Annotated in this window: 21 protein-coding genes; 15 read left to right on the top strand and 6 right to left on the bottom strand. The window is 66.8% G+C overall.

Annotated features, from left to right (window positions below; genetic code table 11):
* Positions 1-22 precede the first annotated feature (22 nt).
* The 12 genes from XAN126_RS0120040 to XAN126_RS0119985 all read left to right on the top strand — a co-directional run bounded on the left by XAN126_RS0120040 (position 23) and on the right by XAN126_RS0119985 (position 14,381).
* Complete coding sequence (locus XAN126_RS0120040; protein ID WP_024280345.1) at positions 23-877, top strand: IclR family transcriptional regulator C-terminal domain-containing protein; 855 nt, start codon at positions 23-25, stop codon at positions 875-877.
* A 357-nt stretch (positions 878-1,234) separates the two neighbouring features.
* Positions 1,235-2,263, top strand: coding sequence for a tripartite tricarboxylate transporter substrate-binding protein (locus XAN126_RS0120035; RefSeq protein ID WP_024280344.1), 1,029 nt, complete (start codon positions 1,235-1,237; stop codon positions 2,261-2,263).
* 274 nt (positions 2,264-2,537) lie between these two features.
* Positions 2,538-3,062: a tripartite tricarboxylate transporter TctB family protein gene (locus tag XAN126_RS0120030; RefSeq protein ID WP_024280343.1), complete on the top strand. Its 525-nt coding sequence runs from the start codon at positions 2,538-2,540 to the stop codon at positions 3,060-3,062.
* Positions 3,063-3,273: 211 nt separating this feature from the next.
* The gene (locus XAN126_RS0120025; protein WP_024280342.1) at positions 3,274-4,788 is read left to right on the top strand and encodes a tripartite tricarboxylate transporter permease; all 1,515 of its coding nucleotides are present in this window, start codon (positions 3,274-3,276) and stop codon (positions 4,786-4,788) included.
* A gap of 288 nt (positions 4,789-5,076) precedes the next feature.
* Positions 5,077-5,712: a GntR family transcriptional regulator gene (locus XAN126_RS0120020; RefSeq protein WP_051460935.1), complete on the top strand. Its 636-nt coding sequence runs from the start codon at positions 5,077-5,079 to the stop codon at positions 5,710-5,712.
* A 40-nt stretch (positions 5,713-5,752) separates the two neighbouring features.
* Positions 5,753-7,513, top strand: a complete 1,761-nt coding sequence (gene oxc, locus XAN126_RS0120015; RefSeq protein WP_024280340.1) for an oxalyl-CoA decarboxylase — start codon at positions 5,753-5,755, stop codon at positions 7,511-7,513.
* Positions 7,514-7,654: 141 nt separating this feature from the next.
* Positions 7,655-8,932: a formyl-CoA transferase gene (frc, locus tag XAN126_RS0120010; RefSeq protein ID WP_024280339.1), complete on the top strand. Its 1,278-nt coding sequence runs from the start codon at positions 7,655-7,657 to the stop codon at positions 8,930-8,932.
* Positions 8,933-9,016: 84 nt separating this feature from the next.
* Positions 9,017-9,460, top strand: a complete 444-nt coding sequence (locus XAN126_RS0120005) for a PAS domain S-box protein (RefSeq protein ID WP_024280338.1) — start codon at positions 9,017-9,019, stop codon at positions 9,458-9,460.
* A gap of 130 nt (positions 9,461-9,590) precedes the next feature.
* Positions 9,591-10,844, top strand: coding sequence for a formyl-CoA transferase (gene frc, locus XAN126_RS0120000; RefSeq protein WP_024280337.1), 1,254 nt, complete (start codon positions 9,591-9,593; stop codon positions 10,842-10,844).
* Between the two features lie 448 nt (positions 10,845-11,292).
* Entirely contained in the window at positions 11,293-12,522 is a 1,230-nt protein-coding gene (gene sucC / locus XAN126_RS0119995) for an ADP-forming succinate--CoA ligase subunit beta (protein ID WP_024280336.1), read from the top strand.
* Positions 12,522-13,406: a succinate--CoA ligase subunit alpha gene (gene sucD / locus XAN126_RS0119990; protein WP_024280335.1), complete on the top strand. Its 885-nt coding sequence runs from the start codon at positions 12,522-12,524 to the stop codon at positions 13,404-13,406. The genes sucC and sucD overlap by 1 nt, the downstream gene beginning before the upstream one ends.
* Positions 13,407-13,607: 201 nt before the next feature.
* A complete protein-coding gene (locus XAN126_RS0119985; protein WP_024280334.1) occupies positions 13,608-14,381 on the top strand; it encodes a fumarylacetoacetate hydrolase family protein in 774 nt (257 codons plus the stop codon).
* 21 nt (positions 14,382-14,402) lie between these two features.
* Here the strand turns inward: XAN126_RS0119985 and XAN126_RS0119980 are convergent, their stop codons facing one another.
* From XAN126_RS0119980 to XAN126_RS27985, 3 genes are all read right to left on the bottom strand, one after another.
* Positions 14,403-14,654: a GlsB/YeaQ/YmgE family stress response membrane protein gene (locus tag XAN126_RS0119980; protein ID WP_024280333.1), complete on the bottom strand. Its 252-nt coding sequence runs from the start codon at positions 14,652-14,654 to the stop codon at positions 14,403-14,405.
* A 170-nt stretch (positions 14,655-14,824) separates the two neighbouring features.
* Positions 14,825-17,482 carry a pyruvate, phosphate dikinase gene (ppdK, locus tag XAN126_RS0119975; RefSeq protein ID WP_024280332.1) on the bottom strand — a complete coding sequence of 886 codons (2,658 nt, stop codon included), beginning with the start codon at positions 17,480-17,482 and terminating at the stop codon, positions 14,825-14,827.
* 121 nt (positions 17,483-17,603) lie between these two features.
* Entirely contained in the window at positions 17,604-17,744 is a 141-nt protein-coding gene (locus XAN126_RS27985; protein ID WP_081762717.1) for a DUF3096 domain-containing protein, read from the bottom strand.
* 187 nt (positions 17,745-17,931) lie between these two features.
* Between XAN126_RS27985 and XAN126_RS0119965 the strand changes: the two genes are divergently transcribed.
* Together XAN126_RS0119965 and XAN126_RS0119960 are read left to right on the top strand one after the other, a co-directional pair.
* On the top strand, positions 17,932-18,609 hold the full coding sequence (locus XAN126_RS0119965) for an MBL fold metallo-hydrolase (protein ID WP_024280331.1): 678 nt from the start codon (positions 17,932-17,934) through the stop codon (positions 18,607-18,609).
* 121 nt (positions 18,610-18,730) lie between these two features.
* On the top strand, positions 18,731-19,471 hold the full coding sequence (locus XAN126_RS0119960) for a hypothetical protein (RefSeq protein WP_024280330.1): 741 nt from the start codon (positions 18,731-18,733) through the stop codon (positions 19,469-19,471).
* A 177-nt stretch (positions 19,472-19,648) separates the two neighbouring features.
* On the opposite strand, the gene XAN126_RS0119955 is transcribed toward XAN126_RS0119960, so the two are convergent.
* The 3 genes from XAN126_RS0119955 to XAN126_RS0119945 all read right to left on the bottom strand — a co-directional run bounded on the left by XAN126_RS0119955 (position 19,649) and on the right by XAN126_RS0119945 (position 22,888).
* Positions 19,649-20,587, bottom strand: coding sequence for a TorF family putative porin (locus XAN126_RS0119955; RefSeq protein ID WP_024280329.1), 939 nt, complete (start codon positions 20,585-20,587; stop codon positions 19,649-19,651).
* 379 nt (positions 20,588-20,966) lie between these two features.
* Complete coding sequence (locus XAN126_RS0119950) at positions 20,967-21,779, bottom strand: protease inhibitor Inh/omp19 family protein (RefSeq protein WP_024280328.1); 813 nt, start codon at positions 21,777-21,779, stop codon at positions 20,967-20,969.
* Between the two features lie 137 nt (positions 21,780-21,916).
* A complete protein-coding gene (locus tag XAN126_RS0119945; RefSeq protein WP_197024072.1) occupies positions 21,917-22,888 on the bottom strand; it encodes a 2-hydroxyacid dehydrogenase in 972 nt (323 codons plus the stop codon).
* Positions 22,889-23,245: 357 nt separating this feature from the next.
* On the opposite strand from XAN126_RS0119945, the gene ugpC reads away from it, so the two are divergent.
* Entirely contained in the window at positions 23,246-24,319 is a 1,074-nt protein-coding gene (ugpC, locus tag XAN126_RS0119940; protein ID WP_024280326.1) for a sn-glycerol-3-phosphate ABC transporter ATP-binding protein UgpC, read from the top strand.
* Positions 24,320-24,407 lie beyond the last annotated feature (88 nt).

Below are 24,407 nucleotides of genomic sequence, written 5' to 3'. Positions count from 1 at the left end.
CGAAACGGGAGGAGAAAGCGGCATGCCGGACACCGAGGTCGCACCGCGGCGCAGGGGACGGCCGGCCTCCGGCACGGCGTCGGAGGGCGGGGCCGAGGTCCAGTCGCTGGACCGCGCCATCGCCCTGCTGCGCGTGGTGGCCGATCAGGATGGCATGGCGCTGGCCGAGATTGCCCGGCGCGCCGAGCTGCCCGTCTCCACCGTGCACCGCCTGCTGACCACGCTGGAGAAGCGCCAGCTGGTCAATCACGACCTGTCCACCGGGCTCTGGACGGTGGGGCTCGGCCTGTTCCGCATCGGCTCCGCCTATCTGCGCATCCGCAAGCTGCCGGACATCGGCCGTCCGGTGATTCGCCGTCTCCTCCACGAGACCGACGAGACCGTGAACCTTGCCATGTTCGATGCCATGGAGCTGGTGGTGGTGGCGCAGGCGGAGGCGCACGCGCCTGTGCGCGCCTTCTTCCGCCTGGGCGCGCGGCTGCCGCTGCATGCCACCGCCGCCGGCAAGGCGGTGCTCGCCGCCGCGAGCCCTTCCTTCCGCGGCGCCTGTCTCGCCCAGGTCCGCTACGAGCCCTTCACCACCGCCACCCGCCGCGAGGAGCGGGCGCTGATGGATGATGTCGCCGAAATCCTGGAGCGCGGCTTCGCCGTGGACCGGGAGGAGCACGCCCCCGGCATGCGCGCGGTGGCGGCCGCCATCCTCAACGAGTGGCGCGAGCCCATCGGCGCGGTGTCCGTGTCCGGCCCGGCGGTGCGCATGAGCGAGGACCGCATCCAGCGCCTCGGCCGGCGGGTGGTGGCGGCGGCTGAGCAGATGACGCGCCTGTATTCCGGTGCCGATGAAAACCTGCCGCAGGACTACGCCGCCTTCCGGTGAGGCGGCCTTCCGCAACTGGAATACAGTATTCCAAAGTTGTGGCATACAACGTACCTAATTCCGAATTGAAAATTCCAATTGACACCCCTCCCTTGGTCTATACTCTTGCCAAGCCGCCGTAACGGCAACGGTGGGAACGCCAACTAAATTGCCGGCATAAATCGCGTATTGGTGAAGATACGCGATGTAAAACAGGCTGAAGTCCCGTTTTCGTCTGCTCCATAGAGGCTAAGCCCGGGGGTTCGACGAACAGAAGTGTTTTCGGGACCTTGCCCGGCGCAGCAGGCGTCGGTTGATTGAAGCTCTGGAATTGCGATCCGCACCAAAAAGAACGCGGACGTGGGGAGGAAAAATCAGATGCATTCGGCAATCGCCAAGATCGTCAGGAGAGGTGCGGCTGCGCTCGCGGTCACGACGGCGCTCGCGCCCGTCGGTGTGCCGTCTTTGGCCCATGCGGCCTGGGAGCCCACCAAGACCGTGGAATTCATCGTTCCCGCCGGCACCGGCGGCGGCGCCGACCAGATGGCGCGGATGATCCAGGGCATCGTCCAGAAGAACAATCTGATGAGCCAGCCGCTCGTCGTCATCAACAAGTCCGGCGGCGCCGGCGCCGAGGGCTTCCTCGACGTTAAGGGCTCCAACCGGAACCCCCACAAGATCATCATCTCCCTCTCGAATCTCTTCACCACCCCGCTCGCCACCGGCGTGCCCTTCTCCTGGAAGGACATGACCCCGGTCTCCATGCTGGCGCTCGACGAGTTCGTGCTGTGGGTGAACGCCAAGGCGCCCTATGACGACGTGAAGGGCTTCCTCGCCGCCCTCAAGGCCGCCTCCGGCGACCAGATCTTCAAGATGGGCGGCACCGGTTCCAAGCAGGAAGACCAGATCATCACCGCCGCCATCGAGCAGAAGACCGGCGCCAAGTTCATCTATGTGCCCTACAAGGGCGGCGGCGACGTCGCGGCCCAGCTCGTCGGCGGCCATGTGACCGCCTCGGTCAACAACCCCATCGAGGCGGTGTCCCAGTGGCGCGCGGGCGAATTGAAGCCGCTCTGCGTGTTCGACGAGCAGCGGCTCGCCTACAAGGAGCCCATCGCCAACGGAAAGTCTTGGAACGACATTCCGACCTGTAAGGAATCCGGCCTCGACATCGAATATCTGATGTTGCGCGGCATCCTCATGCCGCCGAATGCCACCAAGGATCAGGTCGATTACTTCGTCGAGCTGTTCAAGAAGGTCCGCGCCACCCCCGAGTGGCAGGAATTCATGCAGAAGGGGGCCTTCAACACCACGGCCCTGAGCGGTCCCGAATATTCGGCCTGGCTCACCAAGGCCGAGGCCACGCACAAGGACCTCATGGAGAAGGCGGGCTTCGTCGCCAAATAAGCGACGAGGTTCGCGGCGCAACGTTCGCACCGACCGTGCCTGAGCGGCCGCAGAGCCGCCGGCACCGGGAAGGGCAGGGGACGGCAGAGGCTTCGCCGCGCGACGGCGGGGCCGACCCGGCCGCCGACCCCGTGCGCCGATCTGGGAAGCCCATCCGGGACGCCGCGCGGAACTCGACCGCCGTGCGCCCCGGCCGTGACCGGCCCCGTTTTGAAGCCCCGCACGAAGCCTGAGACGGACGCCAACCGGCGGGGCGCTTCAAGGATCTGATCCCATGAGCACTGAAAGCGGACATTCCGTCCACACCGCGCACAATGAGAAGACCGTCACCAACCGCACCATGGATGCGGCGGTGGCCGTGTTGTTCATGGCCCTCGCGGCCGTCGTCATGTCCGACAGCTGGCGCGTTGGTGCGAGCTGGGCGTCGGACGGCCCGCAGGCCGGCTATTTCCCCTTCTACGTCGGCCTCATCATGTTCATCGCCTCCACCGTCACCCTGGTGACGGCGCTGGTGAGCCGCCATCCCGACCTTGGAAACTTCGTCGATCGCTCGCAGCTCGTCTCGGTGATGCAGGTGTTGATCCCGACGACGGTCTATGTGGGCCTGATCTTCCTCGTCGGAATCTATCTCGCCTCGGCGGTGTTCATCGCCTTCTTCATGTGGTGGCTCGGCAAATACCCGGTGGCGAAGATCATCCCCGTCGCCGTGGGCGTGCCGCTCGCCCTCTTCGTCATGTTCGAGATCTGGTTCCTGGTGCCGCTGCCCAAGGGCCCGCTCGAGACCGCGCTCGGCTACTGACCGCCGGCGCCCCGCGCCGCGGTCCCGCCCGCGCGCCCCGCCTCCGGGGCCGCGGGAGGCGACAGACGATCTCCGCCCGGCCCCGCCCGGCGGACCCACGGGCGATGCGACGCCCATCCATCTTTTCGAGACCATCGACGCACAACAGGCAACGCGCCCGACCCCGCGCGAGCCGCCACAGAAGCGGCCGGGGGGCGCAACGGAGGACCCCGTGGAAGCGCTCACGTCACTCATCGGAGGGTTCGGTGTCCTCGCCGACCCCATGAACATCGTCTACATGTTCGTCGGCATCTCGCTCGGCGTCCTCATCGGCGTTCTGCCGGGGCTGGGCGGCGCCAACGGCGTCGCCATCCTGCTGCCGCTCACCTTCTCCATGTCGCCGGTGTCGGCGATCATCATGCTCTCCTCCATCTATTGGGGAGCCCTGTTCGGCGGCGCCATCACCTCCATCCTGTTCAACATTCCCGGCGAGCCCTGGAGCGTGGCCACCACCTTCGACGGGCATCCCATGGCCCAGAAGGGGAAGGCCGGCGAGGCGCTGACGGGGGCCTTCACCGGCTCCTTCATCGGCGCCTTCTTCGCCGTGCTCCTCATCACCTTCCTCGCGCCGGTCATCGCCAAGTTCGCGCTGCAGTTCGGCCCGGCCGAGTTCTTCGCCGTCTACCTCCTCACCTTCTGCTCGTTCGTCGGCATGGGTAAGGAGCCGCCGGCCAAGGTGATCGCGGCCATGATGCTCGGCTTCGCCCTCGCGGCGGTGGGCATCGACACGGTGACGGGCCAGCTGCGCATGACCTTCGGCTCGGTGGAGCTGCTGCGCGGCTTCGACTTCCTGGTGGCGGTCATCGGCCTGTTCGGCGTGGGCGAGATCCTGCTCACCATGGAGGAAGGTCTCGCCTTCAAGGGCAAGAGCGCCTCCATCAATCCCAGGGTGGTGCTGCACACCTGGGCGCAGATCCCCAAATACTGGGCGGGCCTTCTGCGCTCGGCCATCGTAGGCTGCTGGATGGGCGTGACTCCGGGCGGCGCGACGCCGGCCTCCTTCATGAGCTACGGCCTCGCCAAGAAGTTCTCGAAGAACGGGCGCAACTTCGGCAAGGGCGAGCTGGAAGGCGTCATCATGCCGGAGACGGCGGCCCACGCCGCCGGCACCTCGGCGCTCTTGCCTATGCTGACGCTCGGCATTCCCGGCTCGCCCACCGCGGCGGTGCTGCTGGGCGGCCTGCTCATCTGGGGCCTCCAGCCCGGCCCGCTGCTGTTCGTGGAGCAGAAGGACTTCGTGTGGGGCCTCATCGCCTCGATCTATCTCGGCAACATCGCCGGCCTGATCGTGGTGCTGACCACCGTGCCGATCTTCGCGGCCATCCTGCGCATCCCGTTCAGCGTGATCGCGCCCATCATCCTGGTGATCTGCGCGGTGGGCGCCTACACGGTGCACAATGCCGGGCTCGACATCGCCGTCATGCTGATCTTCGGCGTCATCGGCTACCTGTTCAAGAAGCTCCAGTATCCGCTGGCCCCGCTGGTGCTGGCCCTGGTGCTCGGCGACATGGCCGAATCGTCGTTCCGGCAGGCCATGCTGGTCTCGCAGGGCCACCTCTCCATCTTCTGGTCCAACCCGCTGGTGGGCTCCATCGTCACCCTCGCGTTGGTGATGCTGGTGTGGCCGCTGGTGTCGAAGGTGATGGCCCGCCTCAACGGGGGGAAAGAGGCGGCGGCGGCCGAGTGAAAGACGGCGGGCGGGGGTTACAGCCTCCGCCCGCATCGCTTTTCCGGGCCGTTGACCCTGGGTCGTGCTGCGACGCGCAATCGAATTCCCGGCGGACGGGATTGATATGGCGCAATGAACACCGTATACAGTATTTCACGGATGAGGAACGCCTCGACAGAAGGCGGCCGCTTCCAGGGAGAGGAAGTCCAGGTCGTGCAGACGCCCGTGCATCAGACGCCCGCGCTTGAGGTCGTTGATCCTCCGAAGCTCAAGGTCGAGCCTCTGGAGGCCGCGTCCAGCCTGCGCATGCTGGCCTACGAGGCCCTGAAGCGCGCCATCACGCAGATGGACATCTACGGCTCCGCCACCGAATTCCGTCTCGACGAGCGCCAGCTCTCCGAGACGCTGGGCGTCTCGCGGACCCCGATCCGCGAAGCCATGACCGTTCTGGAACAGGAGGGCTTCGTGCGCTCCGTTCCGCGCCGCGGCATCTTCGTGGTGCGCAAGACCAAGCGCGAGATCCTCGACCTCATCGTGGTCTGGGCGGCGCTGGAGGCGATGGCGGCGCGCCTGGCCGCGACCCACGCCTCCGACAGCGAGATTGCGGGCCTGCGCCGGCTGTTCCACGAGTTCGAGGCGCAGCCGCCCGCCAGCCACATGAACGAGTATTCGGAGGCGAACATCGCCTTCCATCAGGCCGTGATCCGCATGGGCGGGTGCCGGCTGATCGTGGACATGACGGAGAACCTGTTCCTGCACATGCGCGCCATCCGCGCAGTCTCGGTGCGGCAGGAGAACCGGCACGAAATCTCCATGCGGGAACACATGGCGATCATCGATGCGCTCGAGACAAGAGACCCAGATCTCGCCGAGCGCCTGGTGCGGGAACACACCATGGGCCTTGCGGCTCATGTGGAACGGCACGGCGTCTTCCCCGAATAGGCCGGTCACAGGCCACGGAACGACGCCCTAGGAGATCCTCATGGCTACGGCGGAAAAGTCCAAGATCGAAGACAACGTGGTGCACATCGACCCGGCCGCCGAGGCCGAGCGTGAGCTCACTGACGGCTTCCACCTCGTCATCGATGCCCTGAAGCTCAACGGCATCGAGACGATCTACGGCGTGCCCGGCATCCCGATCACCGATCTCGGCCGCATGTGCCAGGCCGAGGGCATCCGTGTCATTTCCTTCCGTCACGAGCAGAATGCCGGCAACGCGGCGGCGATTGCGGGCTTCCTCACCAAGAAGCCCGGCATCTGCCTCACCGTGTCGGCCCCCGGCTTCCTCAACGGCCTGACGGCGCTGGCGAACGCCACCACCAACTGCTTCCCGATGATCCTCATCTCGGGCTCCTCCGAGCGCGAGATCGTCGACCTCCAGCAGGGCGATTATGAGGAGATGGACCAGCTGGCCATCGCCAAGCCCCTGTGCAAGGCCGCCTTCCGCGTGCTGCACGCCGCCGACATCGGCATCGGCGTCGCCCGCGCCATCCGCGCGGCAGTGTCGGGCCGTCCCGGCGGCGTCTATCTCGACCTGCCGGCCAAGCTATTCGGCCAGGTGATGGATGCCGAGGCCGGCGCCAAGTCCCTCGTCAAGGTGATCGATCCCGCCCCGGCGCAGATCCCGGCCCCGGCTGCGGTGGACCGCGCCATGGAGCTGCTCAAGGGCGCCGAGCGTCCCCTCGTCATCCTCGGCAAGGGCGCGGCCTACGCGCAGGCCGACGACGAGATCCGCGCCTTCATCGAGAAGAGCGGCATTCCCTTCCTGCCCATGTCCATGGCCAAGGGCCTGCTGCCGGACACCCATCCCCAGTCCGCCGGCGCCGCGCGCTCCACCGCGCTCAAGGATGCCGATGTGGTGCTGCTGGTTGGCGCCCGCCTCAACTGGCTGCTCTCCCATGGCAAGGGCAAGACCTGGGGCGATGCCCCGAAGAAGTTCATCCAAGTGGACATCGAGCCCAAGGAGATGGACTCCAACGTCGAAATCGCGGCCCCCCTCGTCGGCGACATCGGCTCGGTGATCGCGGCGCTCAACGCCCGCCTCGACGGCTCCTGGAAAGCACCCCCGGCCCAGTGGACCGAGAGCATCCGCACCAAGAAGGAAGCCAACATCGCCAAGATGGCGCCGAAGCTTCTGAAGAACTCGGTGCCCATGGACTTCCACTCGGCCCTCGGCGCGCTGAAGAACGTCATCAAGGAGCGTCCCGACGCGCTGCTGGTGAACGAGGGCGCCAACACCCTCGACCTCGCCCGTGGCATCATCGACATGTACGAGCCGCGCAAGCGCCTCGATGTCGGCACCTGGGGCGTGATGGGCATCGGCATGGGCTTCGCCATCGCGGCGGCGGTGGAGAGCGGCAAGAAGGTTCTCGCGGTGGAAGGCGACAGCGCCTTCGGCTTCTCCGGCATGGAGGTGGAGACCATCTGCCGCTACAACCTGCCGGTCACCATCGTGATCTTCAACAACAACGGCATCTACCGCGGCACCGACACCGATCCCACCGGGCGTGATCCCGGCACCACGGTGTTCGTCCCCGGCGCGCGCTACGACAAGATGATGGAAGCCTTCGGCGGCGTGGGCGTGAACGTCACGTCCCCCGACGAGCTCTATCGCGCGGTCAGCGCCGCCATGGACTCCGGCAAGCCCACCCTCATCAACGCGGAAATCGATCCGGCCGCCGGCTCCGAGAGCGGCAACATCGGCTCGCTGAACCCGCAGAGCGTGGTCAAGAAGAAGAAGTGAGCGGCGCCCGGCGAATGAGCTGGCGCCACTCATGATGCAAGGCTGGTCGGCGGGGCCTCAGGTCCCGCCACCCAACCCGACGATACCAAAACAATAAAAGTAAAACCGGGAACGAAAACAGAGCGGAATTGTGAGGATACGATGGGCAAGGCACTAGAGGGGGTCCGCATCCTGGACTTCACCCACGTTCAGTCCGGACCGAGCTGCACGCAGCTGCTCGCCTGGTTCGGCGCGGACGTCATCAAGGTGGAGCGTCCCGGCGAGGGCGACGTGACGCGCGGCCAGCTCCGCGACGTGGACGGCGCCGACAGCCTCTATTTCACCATGCTCAACTCCAACAAGAAGTCGATCACCCTCGACACCAAGAACCCCGAGGGCAAGGCCGTCCTCGAGCAATTGGTGCGCCAGTGCGACGTGCTGGTCGAGAATTTCGCGCCGGGCGCGCTCGACCGCATGGGCCTCACCTGGGAGCGCCTCTCCACCATCAATCCGCGCCTCATCCTCGCCTCCGTGAAGGGCTTCGGCCCCGGCCCGTTCGAGGATTGCAAGGTGTATGAGAACGTCGCCCAGTGCGCGGGCGGCGCCGCCTCCACCACCGGTTTCCGCGACAGCCTGCCCATGGTCAGCGCCGCGCAGATCGGCGACTCGGGCACCGGCCTCCACCTCGCGCTCGGCATCGTCACCGCGCTGTTCCAGCGCGAGCACACCGGCCGCGGCCAGCGCGTCCTGTGCGCCATGCAGGACGCGGTGTTGAACCTCTGCCGGGTGAAGCTGCGCGACCAGCAGCGCCTCGCCAACGGCCCGCTGAAGGAATACAGCCAGTTCGGCGAGGGCATCCCGTTCGGCGACAGCGTGCCCCGCGCCGGCAACGATTCCGGCGGCGGCCAGCCCGGGCGCATCCTGCGCTGCAAGGGCTGGGAGCACGATCCCAACGCCTACATCTACTTCATCACCCAGGCCCCGGTCTGGGAGAAGATCTGCGACGTCATCCACGAGCCCGAGTGGAAGACCGACCCGAACTACGCGACGCCGGCCGCGCGCCTGCCGCACCTCAACGAGATCTTCACGCGCATCGAAGCGTGGACCATGGCCCACACCAAGTTCGAGGCCATGGACATCCTCAACAAGTACGACATCCCCTGCGGTCCCATCCTCTCCATGAAGGAGATCGCCGAGGACAAGTCGCTCTACGCCACCGGCACGCTGGTGGAGGTGGAGCACCCGATGCGCGGCACGTATCTGACCGTCGGCAACCCCATCAAGCTCTCGGACAACCAGGTCGAGGTGGAGCGCTCGCCGCTGCTCGGGGAGCACACCGAGGAGGTGCTCGCCGGCGTGCTCGGCCTCGCCCCCGACCGCATCGACGCTTTGCGCGCCTCCGGCGCCATCGGTACCCCCCGCCGCATGGCGGCGGAATAGACAGCGCCTCGGGGCGGCGGTCCTTCAAGGGGCCGCCCCATCGCCGGCGACGGCGGGAGGTGAAAGGTTCGAAAGGAAGACGTGATGAGTACGGCCCTCGATCTTGCTGAGCTGATGGATGCCGTGGCGGACGCCATCGTGGTCTGCGACAAGGCCGGTGACATCGCGCTCTGGAATCCGGCCGCCGAACGTATGTTCGGCTTCACGTCCGACGAAGCCATGGGGCAGTCGCTCGACATCATCATCCCGGAGCGCCAGCGCCAGCGGCACTGGGACGGCTACAACGAAACCATGCGCACCGGCGTCACCCGCTACGGGACGACGCTGCTGCGCGTGCCGGCCATCCACAAGGACGGCCACGCCTTGTCCATCGCCTTCACCGTCGCCCTCCTCGTGTCCGAGGCGGGCGTGCCCACGCACATCGTCTCGGTCATCCGGGACGAGACGGCGCGATGGAAGGAGGAGCGCGACCTTCGCAAGCGCCTCGCGGACGCCGAGGCGCAGATGAAGGCGGCATCCCAAGCATAACAGACCGGGCAAACCGGCGGGTGAAGCCGGCGGCGGCCCCGTGCCGTGACGCCGGAAGGTTTCGGGACTGCGGATGCCTCGCGTGACGCCGTCCCGCTGTTGAAGACCAGTTTTTGAAAAGGGAACGCAAATGACCAGCAAGCCGTTGGAAGGCATCAAGATCATCGACTTCACGCACGTTCAGGCCGGCCCCGCCTGCACGCAGCTCCTCGCCTGGTTCGGCGCGGACGTCATCAAGGTGGAGCGTCCCGGCTCAGGCGACGTGACCCGCAATCAGCTGCGCGACATCTCCAATGCCGACGCGCTGTACTTCACCATGCTGAACTCCAACAAGCGCTCCCTGACCCTCGACACCAAGACCCCCGAGGGCAAGGAAGTTCTCACCAAGCTCATCCAGGAGAGCGACGTTCTCGTCGAGAATTTCGGCCCCGGCGCGCTCGACCGCATGGGCTTCACCTGGGAGCGCATCAACGAGCTGAACCCGGGCATGATCGTCGCCTCGGTGAAGGGCTTCTCCGACGGCCACCACTACGAAGACCTGAAGGTCTACGAGAACGTGGCGCAGTGCGCCGGCGGCGCGGCCTCCACCACCGGCTTCTGGGACGGCCCCCCCACCGTGTCCGCGGCGGCGCTCGGTGATTCCAACACCGGCATGCACCTCGCCATCGGCATCCTCACCGCGCTGCACGCCCGCAACAAGACCGGCAAGGGCCAGAAGGTCGCCGTGTCCATGCAGGATGCGGTCATCAACCTCTGCCGCGTCAAGCTGCGCGACCAGCAGCGCCTCGACCGCGTGGGCTATCTGGAGGAATACCCCCAGTACCCGAACGGCACGTTCTCGGACGTGGTTCCGCGCGGCGGCAACGCGGGCGGCGGCGGCCAGCCCGGCTGGGTGCTGAAGTGCAAGGGCTGGGAGACCGATCCCAACGCCTACATCTACTTCACCGTGCAGGAGCAGGCCTGGGGCAAGGTGGCGGAAGCCATCGGCAAGCCCGAGTGGATCAACGATCCGGCCTACAACACCGCCCGCGCGCGCCAGGACAAGATCTTCGACATCTTCGCGGTGATCGAGGCGTGGCTCGCCGACAAGACCAAGTTCGAGGCGGTCGACATCCTGCGCAAGTTCGACATCCCCTGCGCCCCGGTGCTCACCATGAAGGAGATCGCCGAGGACAAGTCCCTGCGCGAGAGCGGCACCATCGTGGAAGTCGATCACAAGCAGCGCGGCAAGTATCTGACCGTGGGTAGCCCGATCAAGTTCTCCGACATGAGCGTGGAAGTCACCGGCTCCCCGCTGCTCGGCGAGCACACCGACGAGGTGCTGGCGGAGCTCGGCTATTCCGCCGAGCAGATCAAGTCCATGCACGAAGGTCGCGTGGTCTGATTTGAGCCTTGCGGCGGGGCGATGCGTCCCGCCGCTTTCTCTTGCGTCATCGCCCGGCCTGTCCGGGCGATCCACCGTCCCGCTCATCGGGCGCCCGGTCTTGAAGCACCGGGATGCGGATAAGTGGATGCCCCGGACGAGCCGGGGCATGACGATCCGCCCGACACCGCGTACTCCTCCCGGCCTTGCCCGATGCGCTGAGCGCTCCGGCCGCCGGCTTCACGCCGCCCCTGAGGGGAGAGGCGATGTTTCGTCCGCAAGGGCGGTCCGCAAAATTCACCTCGCCGAGTGCGTCACGCCTCGCGCTTTTACTGGCGCCCCCACTGGCGTCGTGTCGCACTGGAGCGTGCGCGCGATTGGGTGCAGACTGCGACTTTCGTCGCAATGGGCAGCCAAAGCGCACCTTGAGCCGCGGCAAACGCGGCCCTCGACGAGGGAGGAAACCCCGATGAACATTCACGAATACCAGGCCAAGGCCATCCTCCGCGATTTCGGCGTACCGGTCTCCCGCGGCTTTCCCGCCTTCACCCCCGAAGAGGCCGAAGCCGCGGCCGGCAAGCTCGGCGGCATCGCCTTCGTGGTGAAGGCGCAGATCCATGCCGGCGGACGCGGCAAGGGCAAGTTCAAGGAGCTGCAAGAGGGCGCGAACGGCGCCGAAGGCGCCAGGGGCGCCAAGGGTGGCGTGCGCGTGGTGAAGACCGCCGCCGACGTGAAGGCCAATGCTGCCGAAATGCTCGGCAATACGCTCGTGACGCTGCAGACCGGCGCGGACGGCAAGCAGGTGAACCGCCTTTACATCGAGGAAGGCGCGCTCATCGACAAGGAGTTCTATCTCTCCATGCTGGTGGACCGCGTGACCTCGCGCGTCGCCTTCGTGGTCTCCACCGAAGGCGGCATGGACATCGAGGAGGTGGCGCATTCCACCCCTGAGAAGATCCACACCTTCTCCGTGGACCCGGCCACCGGCGTGCAGCCCCTGCACGGCCGCAAGGTGGCGCAGGCCCTCGGCCTCACCGGCGATCTCGCCAAGCAGGCCGGTGCGCTCACCGCCAACCTCTACAAGGCCTTCACCGAGAAGGACATGAGCCTTCTGGAGATCAACCCGCTGGTGGTGACGAAGGACGCGCGCCTCGTCTGCCTCGACGCCAAGGTGGGCTTTGATTCCAACGCGCTGTTCCGCCACTCGGACGTGGCCCAGCTGCGCGACGAGAGCGAGGAGGATTTCAAGGAGATCGAGGCCTCGCGCTACGATCTCTCCTATATCGCGCTCGATGGCACCATCGGCTGCATGGTCAATGGCGCGGGCCTTGCCATGGCCACCATGGACATCATCAAGCTCTACGGCCGCGAGCCCGCCAACTTCCTCGACGTGGGCGGCGGCGCCACCAAGGAGAAGGTGACGGCGGCCTTCAAGATCATCACCGCCGATCCGAATGTCGAGGGCATCCTCGTCAACATCTTTGGCGGCATCATGCGCTGCGACGTGATCGCCGAGGGCGTCATCGCCGCCGTGCGGCAGGTCGGCCTGAAGGTGCCGCTGGTGGTGCGCCTCGCCGGCACGAACGTGGACGAGGGCAAGAAGATCATCCGCGAATCCGGGCTCAACGTGATCCCCGCCGATGATCTGGACGATGCGGCGCAGAAGATCGTCGCGGCCGTGAAGAAGGAAGCTGCGTGATGTCCGTGCTGATCGACGCCAACACCCGGGTCATCACCCAGGGCTTCACTGGAAAGAACGGCACGTTCCACGCCGAGCAGGCGATCATGTACGGCACCAAGATGGTGGGCGGCACCTCCCCCGGAAAGGGCGGCTCGGTGCATCTCGGCCTTCCGGTGTTCGACACCGTGATCGAGGCCAAGGAAGCCACCGGCGCCGACGCCTCGGTGATCTACGTGCCGCCGGCCGGCGCGGCCGACGCCATCCTGGAAGCCATCGACGCGGAAATCCCGCTCATCGTCTGCATCACCGAGGGCATTCCGGTGCTCGACATGGTGAAGGTGAAGCGGGCGCTCTCCGGCTCGAAGTCGCGCCTCGTGGGGCCGAACTGCCCCGGTATCGTGACGGCGGGGCAGGCCAAGATCGGCATCATGCCCGCCAACATCTTCAAGACGGGGTCCGTGGGCGTGGTCTCGCGCTCCGGCACGCTGACCTACGAAGCCGTGTTCCAGACCACCCAGGAAGGCCTCGGCCAGACCTCGGCGGTGGGCATCGGCGGCGACCCGGTGAAGGGCACGGAGTTCATCGACGTGCTGGAGATGTTCCTCGCCGACCCCAAGACCCAATCGATCGTGATGATCGGCGAGATCGGCGGCTCGGCCGAGGAAGAGGCCGCGCAATTCATCGCCGATGAGGCGAAGAAGGGCCGCAAGAAGCCGATGGTGGGCTTCATCGCCGGCCGCACGGCCCCTCCCGGCCGTCGCATGGGCCATGCCGGTGCCATCATCTCCGGTGGCAAGGGCGGCGCCGAGGACAAGATCGCGGCCATGGAGGCGGCGGGCATCCGCGTGTCGCCCTCGCCGGCGCGTCTCGGCAAGACCCTCGTCGACGTGCTGAAGGGCTGAGGGCGGGCCCTTCGCCGATCTAGAACTGCGCCTGAAGAACCGCCGTCATCCCCCGGCTTGTCCGGGGGATCCACCGGGCGGCAAGCAGGGTGCCGATTTGCCCGCACTGCTCTCGCGGCACCGTGGATGCGCCGGACAAGCCGGGGCATGACGGCTGGGAGAGAGCGGCTCGCCCCCAAACAATCACCAGAGGAAACACCCATGACCACCTGGCTGCGCTTCGCCGCCGACGGAAAGACCGGCTTCGGCACGCTTCAGGGCGACACCATCGCCGTGCACGAGGGCTGCATGTTCGCGGGCGCCACCGCGACCGGCGCGACCGTGAAGCTCGCCGACGTGGCGCTGGAGGCGCCCTGCGCCCCCTCCAAGATCGTCGCCCTGTGGAATAACTTCCATGAGCTGGCGGCCAAGCTGAAGGTGGCGGAGCCCGCCGAGCCGCTCTATCTGCTCAAGGCCACCACCTCCGTCTCCGCGCCCGGCTCGGTGGTGCGCCGGCCGGCCTCCTACGAGGGCAAGACCGTCTATGAGGGCGAGCTGGGCATCGTCATCGGCAAGACGCTGACCAACGTTTCGGAAGCGGAAGCTGCGGCCGGCATCTTCGGCTACACGGTGGTCAACGACATCACCGCCGCCGACATCCTCAATCGCGACGCGACCTTCCCCCAGTGGGCGCGGGCCAAGGGCATCGACGGCTACGGCCCGTTCGGCCCCTGGATCGTCACCGATTTCGATCCCGCCGCGGCGCGCGTGCGCACCATCCTGAACGGGCAGGAGCGGCAGAATTATCCGCTCGCCGACATGATCTTCCCGCCGGCGCTGCTGGTGTCGCTCCTCTCGAAGGAGATGACGCTGAACCCCGGCGACCTCATCGCCTGCGGCACCTCGGTGGGGGTCGGCACCATGAAGGAGCCGACCAACACCATCGAGATCGAGATCGCCGGCATCGGCACGCTGGTGAACACGTTCGTTCAGTGAGCGCCGGTCAGGGAAGGGCGGTCAGCCTCTGACCGCCCGTGCGCCGGCAATGAGGATGCAGGCACCCACGAAGCCGGCGACGAGATAGCCGAGCCAGCCGGCGAAGCCCACGCCCAGCAGTCCGAACAGGAAGCTGGCGATGGCGGCGCCGATGATGCCGAGGATGATGTTGGTGAAGAGGCCGGTGTCGCTCTTCATGAACATGGAGGCGAACCACCCGGCAAAGCCGCCGATAATGATGGCTGCGATCCAGCCCACTTGCGCCTCTTGCATGGTGTCCCTCCGATGTACCGCCCCGCTCGCGTGGGGGCGCGGAGGAAACGGTACAGCAGGCCAACGGTTCCGGCCACGCTCGCGAATGGACAGCAAAAAGGCCGCCCTGAGGCGGCCTTTTCAGAATCAGGCTCTGTGCCGCGCGGTTTGATCGCGCGGCAACAGGCTCCTCACTTCTTCAGCGCCGCCTGCGCCGCCGCGAGGCGGGCGATCGGCACGCGGAAGGGCGAGCAGGAGACGTAGTTGAGCCCCACCTCGTGGCAGAAGGCTACCGAGGCCGGATCACCGCCGTGCTCGCCGCAGATGCCGAGCTTGATGTCGGGACGCGACTTGCGGCCACGCTCCACGCCGATCTTCACCAGCTCGCCCACGCCGTCCACGTCGATGGAGACGAAGGGGTCCACCTCCAGGATGCCCTTCTGGACATAGGGGCCGAGGAAGGTGCCGGCGTCGTCGCGGGACACGCCGAAGCAGGTCTGGGTGAGGTCGTTGGTGCCGAAGGAGAAGAATTCGGCGCCCTTGGCGATCTCCTCCGCCCGCAGCGCGGCGCGGGGCAGCTCGATCATGGTGCCCACCTGGAAGGTGAGGGTGGCGCCAGTCTCCTGCTCCACCGCCTTGGCGGTGTCGCGGATCACCTTGTCCACGATGTCGAACTCGGCCTTGGTGGCGATGAGGGGAACCATCACCTCGGGCACTACCGCCTCGCCGGTCGACTTGGCGGCGATCACCGCCGCCTCGAAGATGGCGCGGGCCTGCATCTCGGCGATCTCGGGGAAGGCGATGGCGATGCGGCAGCCGCGGAACCCGAGCATCGGGTTCACTTCGTGCAGCTCCTTGTAGCGCCGCTCCACCCGCTCGATGTCCACGCCGAGGCTCTTCGCCACCTCCGCAGTTTCCTCCGCCGTGTGGGGGAGGAACTCGTGCAGCGGCGGGTCGAGCAGGCGGATGGTGACCGGCAGGCCCTTCATGATCTCGAACAGTTCGACGAAGTCGTCGCGCTGCATGGGCAGGAGCTTGGCCAGCGCCGAGCGGCGGCCGGCCTCGTCGTCGGCGAGAATCATCTCGCGCACGGCAAGGATGCGGCCGGCGTCGAAGAACATGTGCTCGGTGCGCGACAGGCCGATGCCCTCGGCGCCGAACGAACGGGCCATGCGGGCGTCCGCCGGGGTCTCGGCATTGGCGCGGACCTTGAGCTTGCGGACCTTGTCGGCCCAGCCCATCAGGGTGGCGAACTCGCCGGAAAGCTCCGGCTGGAGCATCGCCACTTCGCCCGCCAGCACCTGGCCGGTGCCGCCGTCGATGGTGATGAGGTCGCCCTTCTTGAAGGTCTGGCCGTTCACGGTCAGCGTCTGGGCGGCATTGTCGATGCGCAGCGCGCCGGCGCCGGAGACGCAGGGCTTGCCCATGCCGCGCGCGACCACCGCCGCGTGCGAGGTCATACCGCCGCGCGCGGTGAGGATGCCCTGGGCGGCGTGCATGCCGTGGATGTCTTCCGGCGAGGTCTCGACGCGGACGAGGATGACCTTGCGGCCCTGCTCCTTCCACGCCTCGGCCTCATCGGCCGAGAACACGATGGCGCCGGCCGCCGCGCCCGGAGAGGCGGGCAGGCCGGTGGCGATCACCTTGCGCTCGGCCTTGGGATCGATGGCGGGATGGAGAAGCTGGTCCAGCGCCGCGGGATCGACGCGGCCGACGGCCTCCTGCTCGGTGATGAGCCCTTCCGCGGCCAGCTCCACGGCGATGCGCAGGGCCGCCTTGGCGGTGCGCTTGCCGGAGCGGGTCTGGAGCATCCAGAGCTTGCCCTTCTCCACCGTGAACTCGAGGTCCTGCATGTCACGGTAGTGGTTCTCGAGCACATGCGAGATGCGCTCGAACTCCTTGAAGGCGTCGGGCAGGGCGACTTCCATGGAGGGCTTGTCGGAGCCGGCGGCCTTGCGGGCCTTCTCGGTGAGGTCCTGCGGGGTGCGGATGCCCGCCACCACGTCCTCGCCCTGGGCGTTCACCAAGAACTCGCCATAGAGCGCGTTCTCGCCGGTGGAGGGATTGCGGGTGAAGGCGACGCCGGTGGCCGAGGTCTCGCCCATGTTGCCGAACACCATGGACTGCACGTTCACCGCCGTGCCCCAGCTCTCGGGAATGGAATGCAGCCGACGGTAGGTGATGGCGCGGGCGTTCATCCAGGACGAGAAGACGGCGCCGATGGCGCCCCAGAGCTGCTCGTGCGGGTCCTGCGGGAAGGGCTTGCCCAGTTCCGCCTCGACCTTCGCCTTGTACTTCACCACCAGGGCCGCCCAGTCGTCCGCCGAGAGGTCGGTGTCGAGGGTGTGGCCGTGCTGGAGCTTGTAGTGCTCCAGGATCTCCTCGAAGTGGTGGTGGTCAACGCCGAGCACCACGTCGGAATACATGGTGATGAAGCGGCGGTAGCTGTCATAGGCGAAGCGCCGGTCGGCGAGACGGGCCACCGCATCCACGGTGGCGTCGTTGAGGCCGAGGTTCAGCACCGTGTCCATCATGCCGGGCATGGAGGCGCGGGCACCGGAGCGCACCGAGACGAGCAGCGGGTTCGCCGCATCGCCGAACGCCTTGCCGGTGAGCTGGCCCACCTGCGCGAGGGCGGCTTCCACGTCGCCCTTCAGCTCGGCCGGATAGGTCTGGCCGTGGGCGTAATAATAGGTGCACACCTCGGTGGGAATGGTGAAGCCGGGAGGGACGGGCAGGCCGAGGTTGGACATCTCGGCGAGGTTCGCGCCCTTGCCGCCGAGAAGATTCTTCATGTCGGCTTTGCCCTCGGCCTTGCCGTCGCCGAAGGTGTAGACCCATTTCGTCATGTGGGTTGGCCCCGTTTGGGATTATGCAGAGTGGCGGGATGCTTTAACGTGCAGCGCACAAAGCATCAACTGGGCAATCGGACGGCCGTTCCTGCGCGGCCCCTTCTGAAGCCGTCGCGGATCAGTGCCCCATGAGGCCGGTGACGCCCACGATGATGAGGTAAATGGCGACCAGCACGTTCAGAAGTCGCGGGAAGGCGAGGATCAGGACGCCTGCAATCAGCGCGACCGCCGGCTGAACGATGACCATGTTGAAAGACATTGTGAAGCCTCCCCTTTCGTCCGGGCGGCCAGAAGGGCTTCCGTCGCCGCCGCGGCGCACGATTGCCGATCCGGGGCGCAAGGTCTATGGGGGGCGTCGCGCGGGGTGATCGCACGGCCGGCGCGGGGCTGGCAGGGCGCCTCACGCTGGCGTTACGTGTGACGACATTGCGCGGGCGGCGCAACACGTGCCCGCGCATGGTGGCCGAGCGGCCCAAGGTGCGGCTCGCGGCGCTGGATGCGGCCATGCGAGCTTCCTCATCGAGAGCCCGGCCGGGGTCAGCATCGTCACCGACTACAACGATTATGTGCGGGCGAATCTGGTGCCGCGCATCGTCACCATGAACCACGCCCACGATACCCACTACACGGACGCGCCCGACCCCGGCATCGAATATGTGCTCAGGGGCTGGGGGCGGGACGGGGCGCCGGCGCACCATGAGGTGACGGTAGAGGACGTGTGGATCCGCAACGTCCCCACCAACATCCGCCGTGGCGCGGGCACGGAATATGACGGCAATTCCATGTTCGTGTTCGAGGTGGCGGGCGTGTGCATCGCCCATCTCGGCCACCTGCACCACCTTCTGACCAAAGAGCATTTGGAGGCGCTGGGCCGCATCGATGTGGTGCTGGCGCCGGTGGACGGCTCCTACACGCTGGATCTCGAAGGCATGGTGGAGGTGCTGAAATCCATCAACGCGCCGCTGGTGATCCCCATGCACTATTTCAGCCAGTACGGGCTGGAGCGCTTCCTCGCCCGGCTGGGGCAGGAATGGACCATCCGGCGCTCCACCGAGACGTTCGTGCTGCTCAGCCGGGAGACGCTGCCGAAGACCCGCACGGTGCTGGTGCTGCCGGGGCGGTAGGGGTAGGGGTGCCATCGCCATCCCGGCCAATCCGAAATTGATCGGCCGACTAGGAGGCGTCTGGCCTTCTATTGTATGGTTGCACAACCAATGCGCGCGGGCGCTGACACGAGGGAAATCGATGATCGCAAAGCTCTTCGGCAGGGGCAAAATGGCGCGCGAAGAGCAGGATCGGCGGAAGGCCGCTACGTTCAAAGCCGTGATCGATGCGGCTCGCGAAACGAATCCGGTCGTTCATCTGAAGGTCTGCGCGGAAGAACTGGTCCATCGTCTGTTTGAGGCCATGAAGGACGAGCAGGGAGTTCACCTGGATAGCCTCCTTGCGATCATCGGATCACTCGGCGGCTTCTGCTGTGTCGACACCGCGCTGAAGCAGGCGGCTGCATTGAAGCAGAGCAGTCGCGAGTTCGGGATCGTCGATGTCGAGACGCACGATGGCGGTCGTTATTATTTCGGCGACCCGATCAATTACTTTTTAGGGGAATCGAACATGTCCCTCTGGGGACTGGTTGCGGGGATGATAAATGAGCTGGGGAGCGAGGAATATCCCGATTTCCCTGAGATTGCCGGACATGTCGCGAGAACGATCGGAGAACCGGAATTCGGATTCCCGCGCCTGCCCGGACACATCGAGCCCCGCGATCTCCCAGTCAATTATGTCCGGGGGGCCTGGCCGGCTGTCCTCCCTCTAGTCGAGCATTGGGTTCCGGTGCTGGAGGAGAGGGTCGTGGTCTTCGGCCTTGCCGCCCAGAACGTCATGCAGATCGGCAAGGACGTGATCCCTCCGCCCGTGGCCGGAAAGTTGATCATGGAATGCGCTGTGCCCATGGCGAAGCTCGATCCGGCGAGGCTCTGGGCTTAAGCCCACGGTATCCGTCCGCGCCGATGTGTAGGCACCGGATGCGAGGGGGCGGACCACGGGTGCTCCGTCGGCTCGCTTCAGTCGCTGGCACTAAATGCTCAACCTAAAAGAAAAAGGCGCCGCGCAGAGCGCGACGCCTTTGTTCGTCTCGACCCGGGTCAGGCGACCCGGCCAATCTCACTTGAGGGCGAGGAAGGAGGTGTCGAAGGAGAGGCTGGCCACGTAGCGGTCGCCACAGACGTTCTGCAGGCCGGAGACCACGCCGCAGGTGCCGAAGGGCGCATAGCCAACGCCGGACACGTAGGACGGACCGGAGGACAGGGTGCTGCCGTAGTAGCGCAGGTCGAGGGTGGCAGCCTTGTAGGTGAAGGCGACGCCCACGTTCCAGGTCGTGTAGGAGGGCAGCTCGTAGTTGGCGACGAAAATGTTGCCGAGGTCGGTCTGGCCGAGCCACTGATAGCCGAGCTCACCCGACACGTAGAAGCCGACGTCCTTGATCGGGCTCCACTTGGTGAAGTCGACCTTGGCGGTGCCCGACAGGTAGGTGCCGGTGGAGCCGGAGCCCGCGTAGCTGTTGGTGTAGTAGAGGTTGCCGCCGACGGTGAACACGTCGTTGATGACGTAGGTCGGCTTGAAGTAGATTTCCCAGTAGTCGATGTTGACCGCGGGGAGACCGGCGCCCAGCGTGTTCACGCCGATCTCACCGGGATAGTAGTAGTAGACGAAGCCGACGTCGGCGGTGAAGGCGCCCCAGGTGTGGCGCAGGCCGCCGTACAGGTCGATCTCAGCCGAGGCGTCGGTGAGGCCGGTGTAGCCGCCGAACTGGTTGATCGGGGGGAAGTCGACGTTCGAGGCGAAGATGCCGGCGTAGACCCAGTCGAAGAGGCGCAGTTCAGCGTAGCCCTGAACGGTCGGGTTGCCGTCGGTCTGCGAGATGCCGCGGAACACGTAGTCGGTGCCGAGCTTCACGCCGAAGGCCACATCCCACAGGGGAGCCTCGGGCGCGGGAGCGGCCTTCACGGGCATGGGCGAGCTCAGGTCCGCGGCGCCGGCGGCACCCACGGAAGCGGCTCCGGCCAGGAGCATGGAAGCGGCCACGACTGCAATCTTGTTCATAACGGTTTTCCCCGCAGCGATCTGGAATGATAAAAATCAGGTCGCGGCTTCAAGTCCAATGCGAAATTTGAGGCAGCGATTGCATCCGCTTTAGGCAAACCGTTGCAGTTGCTGGAATCTGCTGTTGCATGGTTGCAACGCACTGTCCCGAAACGGTACGGCGGCCCGTTCCTGCCAGGAAAATGATGTGCCGGGAAAGGGATCGGGCGCCTCAAAAAGGCCATGAAAATGGTATTATGATCCGGCGGGGTGACGCTTTCCGATCACAGGGCCGGTCACACGGGTGACTCATGGGCGTGACTCGGAGCACGCCCGGTCCGGCCCGCGGGGCCGACCGCGGAGGCTGCTCCGGCGCGAGGTCGGGGCCGATGTCCGAGTGTCAGGGGCGCGTCATCAGCAGCGGGCGTCCGCGTTCCGGCGTGCGGGCCCAGCCGCCGTCCTCCTGCCGGGCGAAGCGGATGACCGAGGCGCCGCCCTCGCCGCGCACGAGGATGTTGCCGCCCTCAATGTCCCACGCGGTGGGACCGAAGCGCAGCAAGGCCGCATCGCAGCCGCTGGCGATGCTCAGGCGGAAACCGCCGCCCTTGGCCGGCGAATCGAGGAGCGTCACCCGGCACACGGGCGTTCCCGCCTGTCGGGCGAGGTCCCAGTCGCCGACCACCTCCTCGGGCTTCAGTTCGGTGCCCTCGGCCACGGCGGGGTTGGCGAGGAAATAGACGCCGTCGCCTTCGCGCAGCGCCTCGTAGCTGCCTTCGGTGCCCTCGGTGAACTCGGCGACGGTGCGGCCCTGCGCATTGAGAAGGCGGATGGAGCCGGAGGGATCGGGCAGCCAGGCGACGACCTGCGCGGAAAAGCCGATGTCGGCGCAGGCGGGCCGGTCGAACTCCACCGCGAGGCCGGGGCCGGCGGCGTCGGGCTTCAGGGCGAAGGCGCAGCCGCGTGCGCCGTCGGCGCTGGAGAGCCGGAGCGGCGCGGCCATGCGGGCCGCCGCCTCACGCACGGCGGGATCGAGCTTCGGCGCCGCGGTGGCGGCGGACGGCGGCTTCGCGGCCGGATCGGCCTTCTGGGCGAAAGCAGGCGCGATGGCGATCAGGCCGGCAAGAAGGGGGACGACAAGAAGCGGGGCGGCAACCACACGGCACAGCGCGCCGCGGCGCGTTTGAACCCGCGGAAAATCGTTCAGATGCGCCATGCTGCCCTCCACGACGACCCGCGCCCCGGTCGCCCCGCCGCGTCGCGCTGCGAGTTTAGCACCGCGCGGGCAGGGGATCATCAGGTACGCGCGCCGGCGCGTGGACTGGCGCGTCGCAGCCTGGGGGCGTCCGTGGGTCAGCCCCGCGGCCAGGGCGTCTCGGCGACGGGGGTCAGCGGCCCCTTGCCGTCGAAGAAGGAGAGGATGTTGTCCACCACCAATTGTCCCATGGCGGCGCGGGTGAAGTGGGTGGCGGAGCCCACGTGCGGCAGCAGCACCACGTTGTCGAGGGCGAAGAAGGCCTCCGGCACATTGGGCTCGTCCTCGAACACGTCGAGGCCGGCGGCGAGGATGGTCTTCGACTGGAGCGCCGATAGCAGCGCCGCCTCGTCCACCACGGTGCCGCGCGCCACGTTGATGAGGATGCCGTTGGCGCCGAGCGCCGCCAGCACCTGGGCATTGATGATGTGGCGCGTGGCCGGTCCACCGGGAAGAATCGCCACCAGAACGTCCACCGCCCGCGCCATCTCCACGAGGTCGGGATAATGGCGATAGGCCACGTCCGCCTGCGGACGGCGGCTGTGATAGACGACGGGCACGGAGAAGGCCTCCAGCCGCTTGGCGATGGCCTTGCCGATGCGGCCCATGCCGAGGATGCCCACGGTGCGGTCGCGCAGGGTGGGGCCGAGGGGAAAGGCGCCACGGGTCCACTGACCCGAGCGCACGAAATGGTCGCCCTGGGGGATTTGCCGCACGGTGGCGAGCAGCAGGCCGAGGGTGAGGTCGGCCACCTCCTCGTTCAGCACGTCCGGCGTGTTGGTGACGATGACGCCGCGCTTCGCCGCCGCCGCAGCGTCCACCGTGTCGTAGCCGACGCCGAAATTGCCGACGATCTTCAGGTTGGGCAGGCGCGCCATGAGCGCGTCGTCCACCTTCACCTTGCCGCGGGTGGCGATGGCCTCGACCGCGCCGGCATTGCTTTCGTTCAGGGTGTCCAGCGGCACGAGGGTGAAGCGGCCGGAAAGCTGGCGCTCGACGACCTCCTCCATCACGGAGCCGGTGAGGAGAAGGGCCGGGCGGGCGGCATCGGTCATGGCAGATCCGGTCATCGCAAGTCTCCGCTATGGCGGCTGGGCAGGAAAAACGGATGGAAATGTCACCGGCGGGCAGGCGGGAGCGCTGCCCCCTGAACCCGCGCCGGAGCCCGCAGAGCACGGCCGGAAGCGGCCATCCCCTCGGCGGGAGGGGTATCTCTAGCCCCATCTCAGACCTTCGTCCAATGAAGGTTCAATCGTTTTAAATTTCCACTTGATCCCGTTCTCGCCTCGCACCATGATCGCGCCGCGTTCCGGAAGGGATGCCCGGCCGGAGGTCTGTTCCGGCCCAAGAATGGTGCGGCTGCATCGGGCAAGGTCCTCAAGGACCCCCGCGCGGCACGAGGAAACGGCGAGGGGAGAGGACGCTGCATGGCGACCGTGGACATTCGCGGTGTGAAGAAGGCCTATGGGTCGACGCAGGTCATCCATGGCGTGGACGTGGACATCCGCGACGGTGAGTTCGTGGTCCTGGTCGGCCCCTCGGGCTGCGGCAAGTCCACGCTGCTGCGCATGATCGCCGGCCTCGAAAACATCTCCGGTGGCGAAATCCTGATCGGCAATCGCGTCATCAACGAGATGCCGCCGAAGGAACGGGACATCGCCATGGTGTTCCAGAACTACGCGCTCTATCCGCACATGACGGTGGCGGACAACATGGGCTTCTCGCTGAAGCTGCGCAAAGCCCCGAAGTCCGAGATCGAGAGCCGGGTCCAGCGCGCCGCCGAGATCCTCAACCTCACCAAGCTGCTCGACCGCTATCCCCGCCAGCTCTCCGGCGGCCAGCGCCAGCGCGTCGCCATGGGCCGCGCCATCGTGCGCGATCCGCAGGTGTTCCTGTTCGACGAGCCGCTCTCCAATCTCGACGCCCAGCTGCGCGTGCAGATGCGCACCGAGATCAAGGAACTGCACCAGCGGCTGAAGACCACCACGGTCTACGTCACCCACGACCAGATCGAGGCCATGACCATGGCCGACAAGATCGTGGTGATGCACGACGGCATCGTGGAGCAGATCGGCGCCCCGCTCGACCTTTACGACCGGCCCGCCAACCAGTTCGTCGCCGGCTTCATCGGTTCGCCCTCCATGAACTTCGTCAAGGGCAAGGTGCGGCTCGGCGCCAATCCCATGCTGGTGACGGACAGCGGCGTCGAGGTTCCCCTGCCGGACGCGCAGGGCCTCGCCGACGGCCAGAAGGTGGTCTACGGCCTGCGCCCCGAGCACATCCGCCTCGATCCCGCGGGGGTGCCGGCGCAGGTGGTGGTCACCGAGCCCACCGGCTCCGAGATCCTGGTCGTCGCCCGCCTCGGCGAGGGCGGCGCGGCGCAGGAGATCACCTGCCTGTTCCGCGAGCGGCTGAGCTTCAGCCCCGGCGAGGTCATCCGCATCGCGCCGCAGCCAGGCCTCACACATCTTTTTGACGAGGCGACCGGCAGTCGCCTCTGACAAGGTCCGGTACCGTGCCGGGCACCGGTACGATCAGGGGGAAAGAAGACCGTTCGAGACTGTCGTCCGAAACGGTCCGTCCTCGAGG

The organism is Xanthobacter sp. 126 (genome assembly GCF_000526175.1).
GTDB lineage: Bacteria > Pseudomonadota > Alphaproteobacteria > Rhizobiales > Xanthobacteraceae > Xanthobacter > Xanthobacter aminoxidans.
The sequence above is the reverse complement of the archived record's forward strand: the minus strand, read 5'-3'. Positions and strand labels throughout refer to the sequence as shown.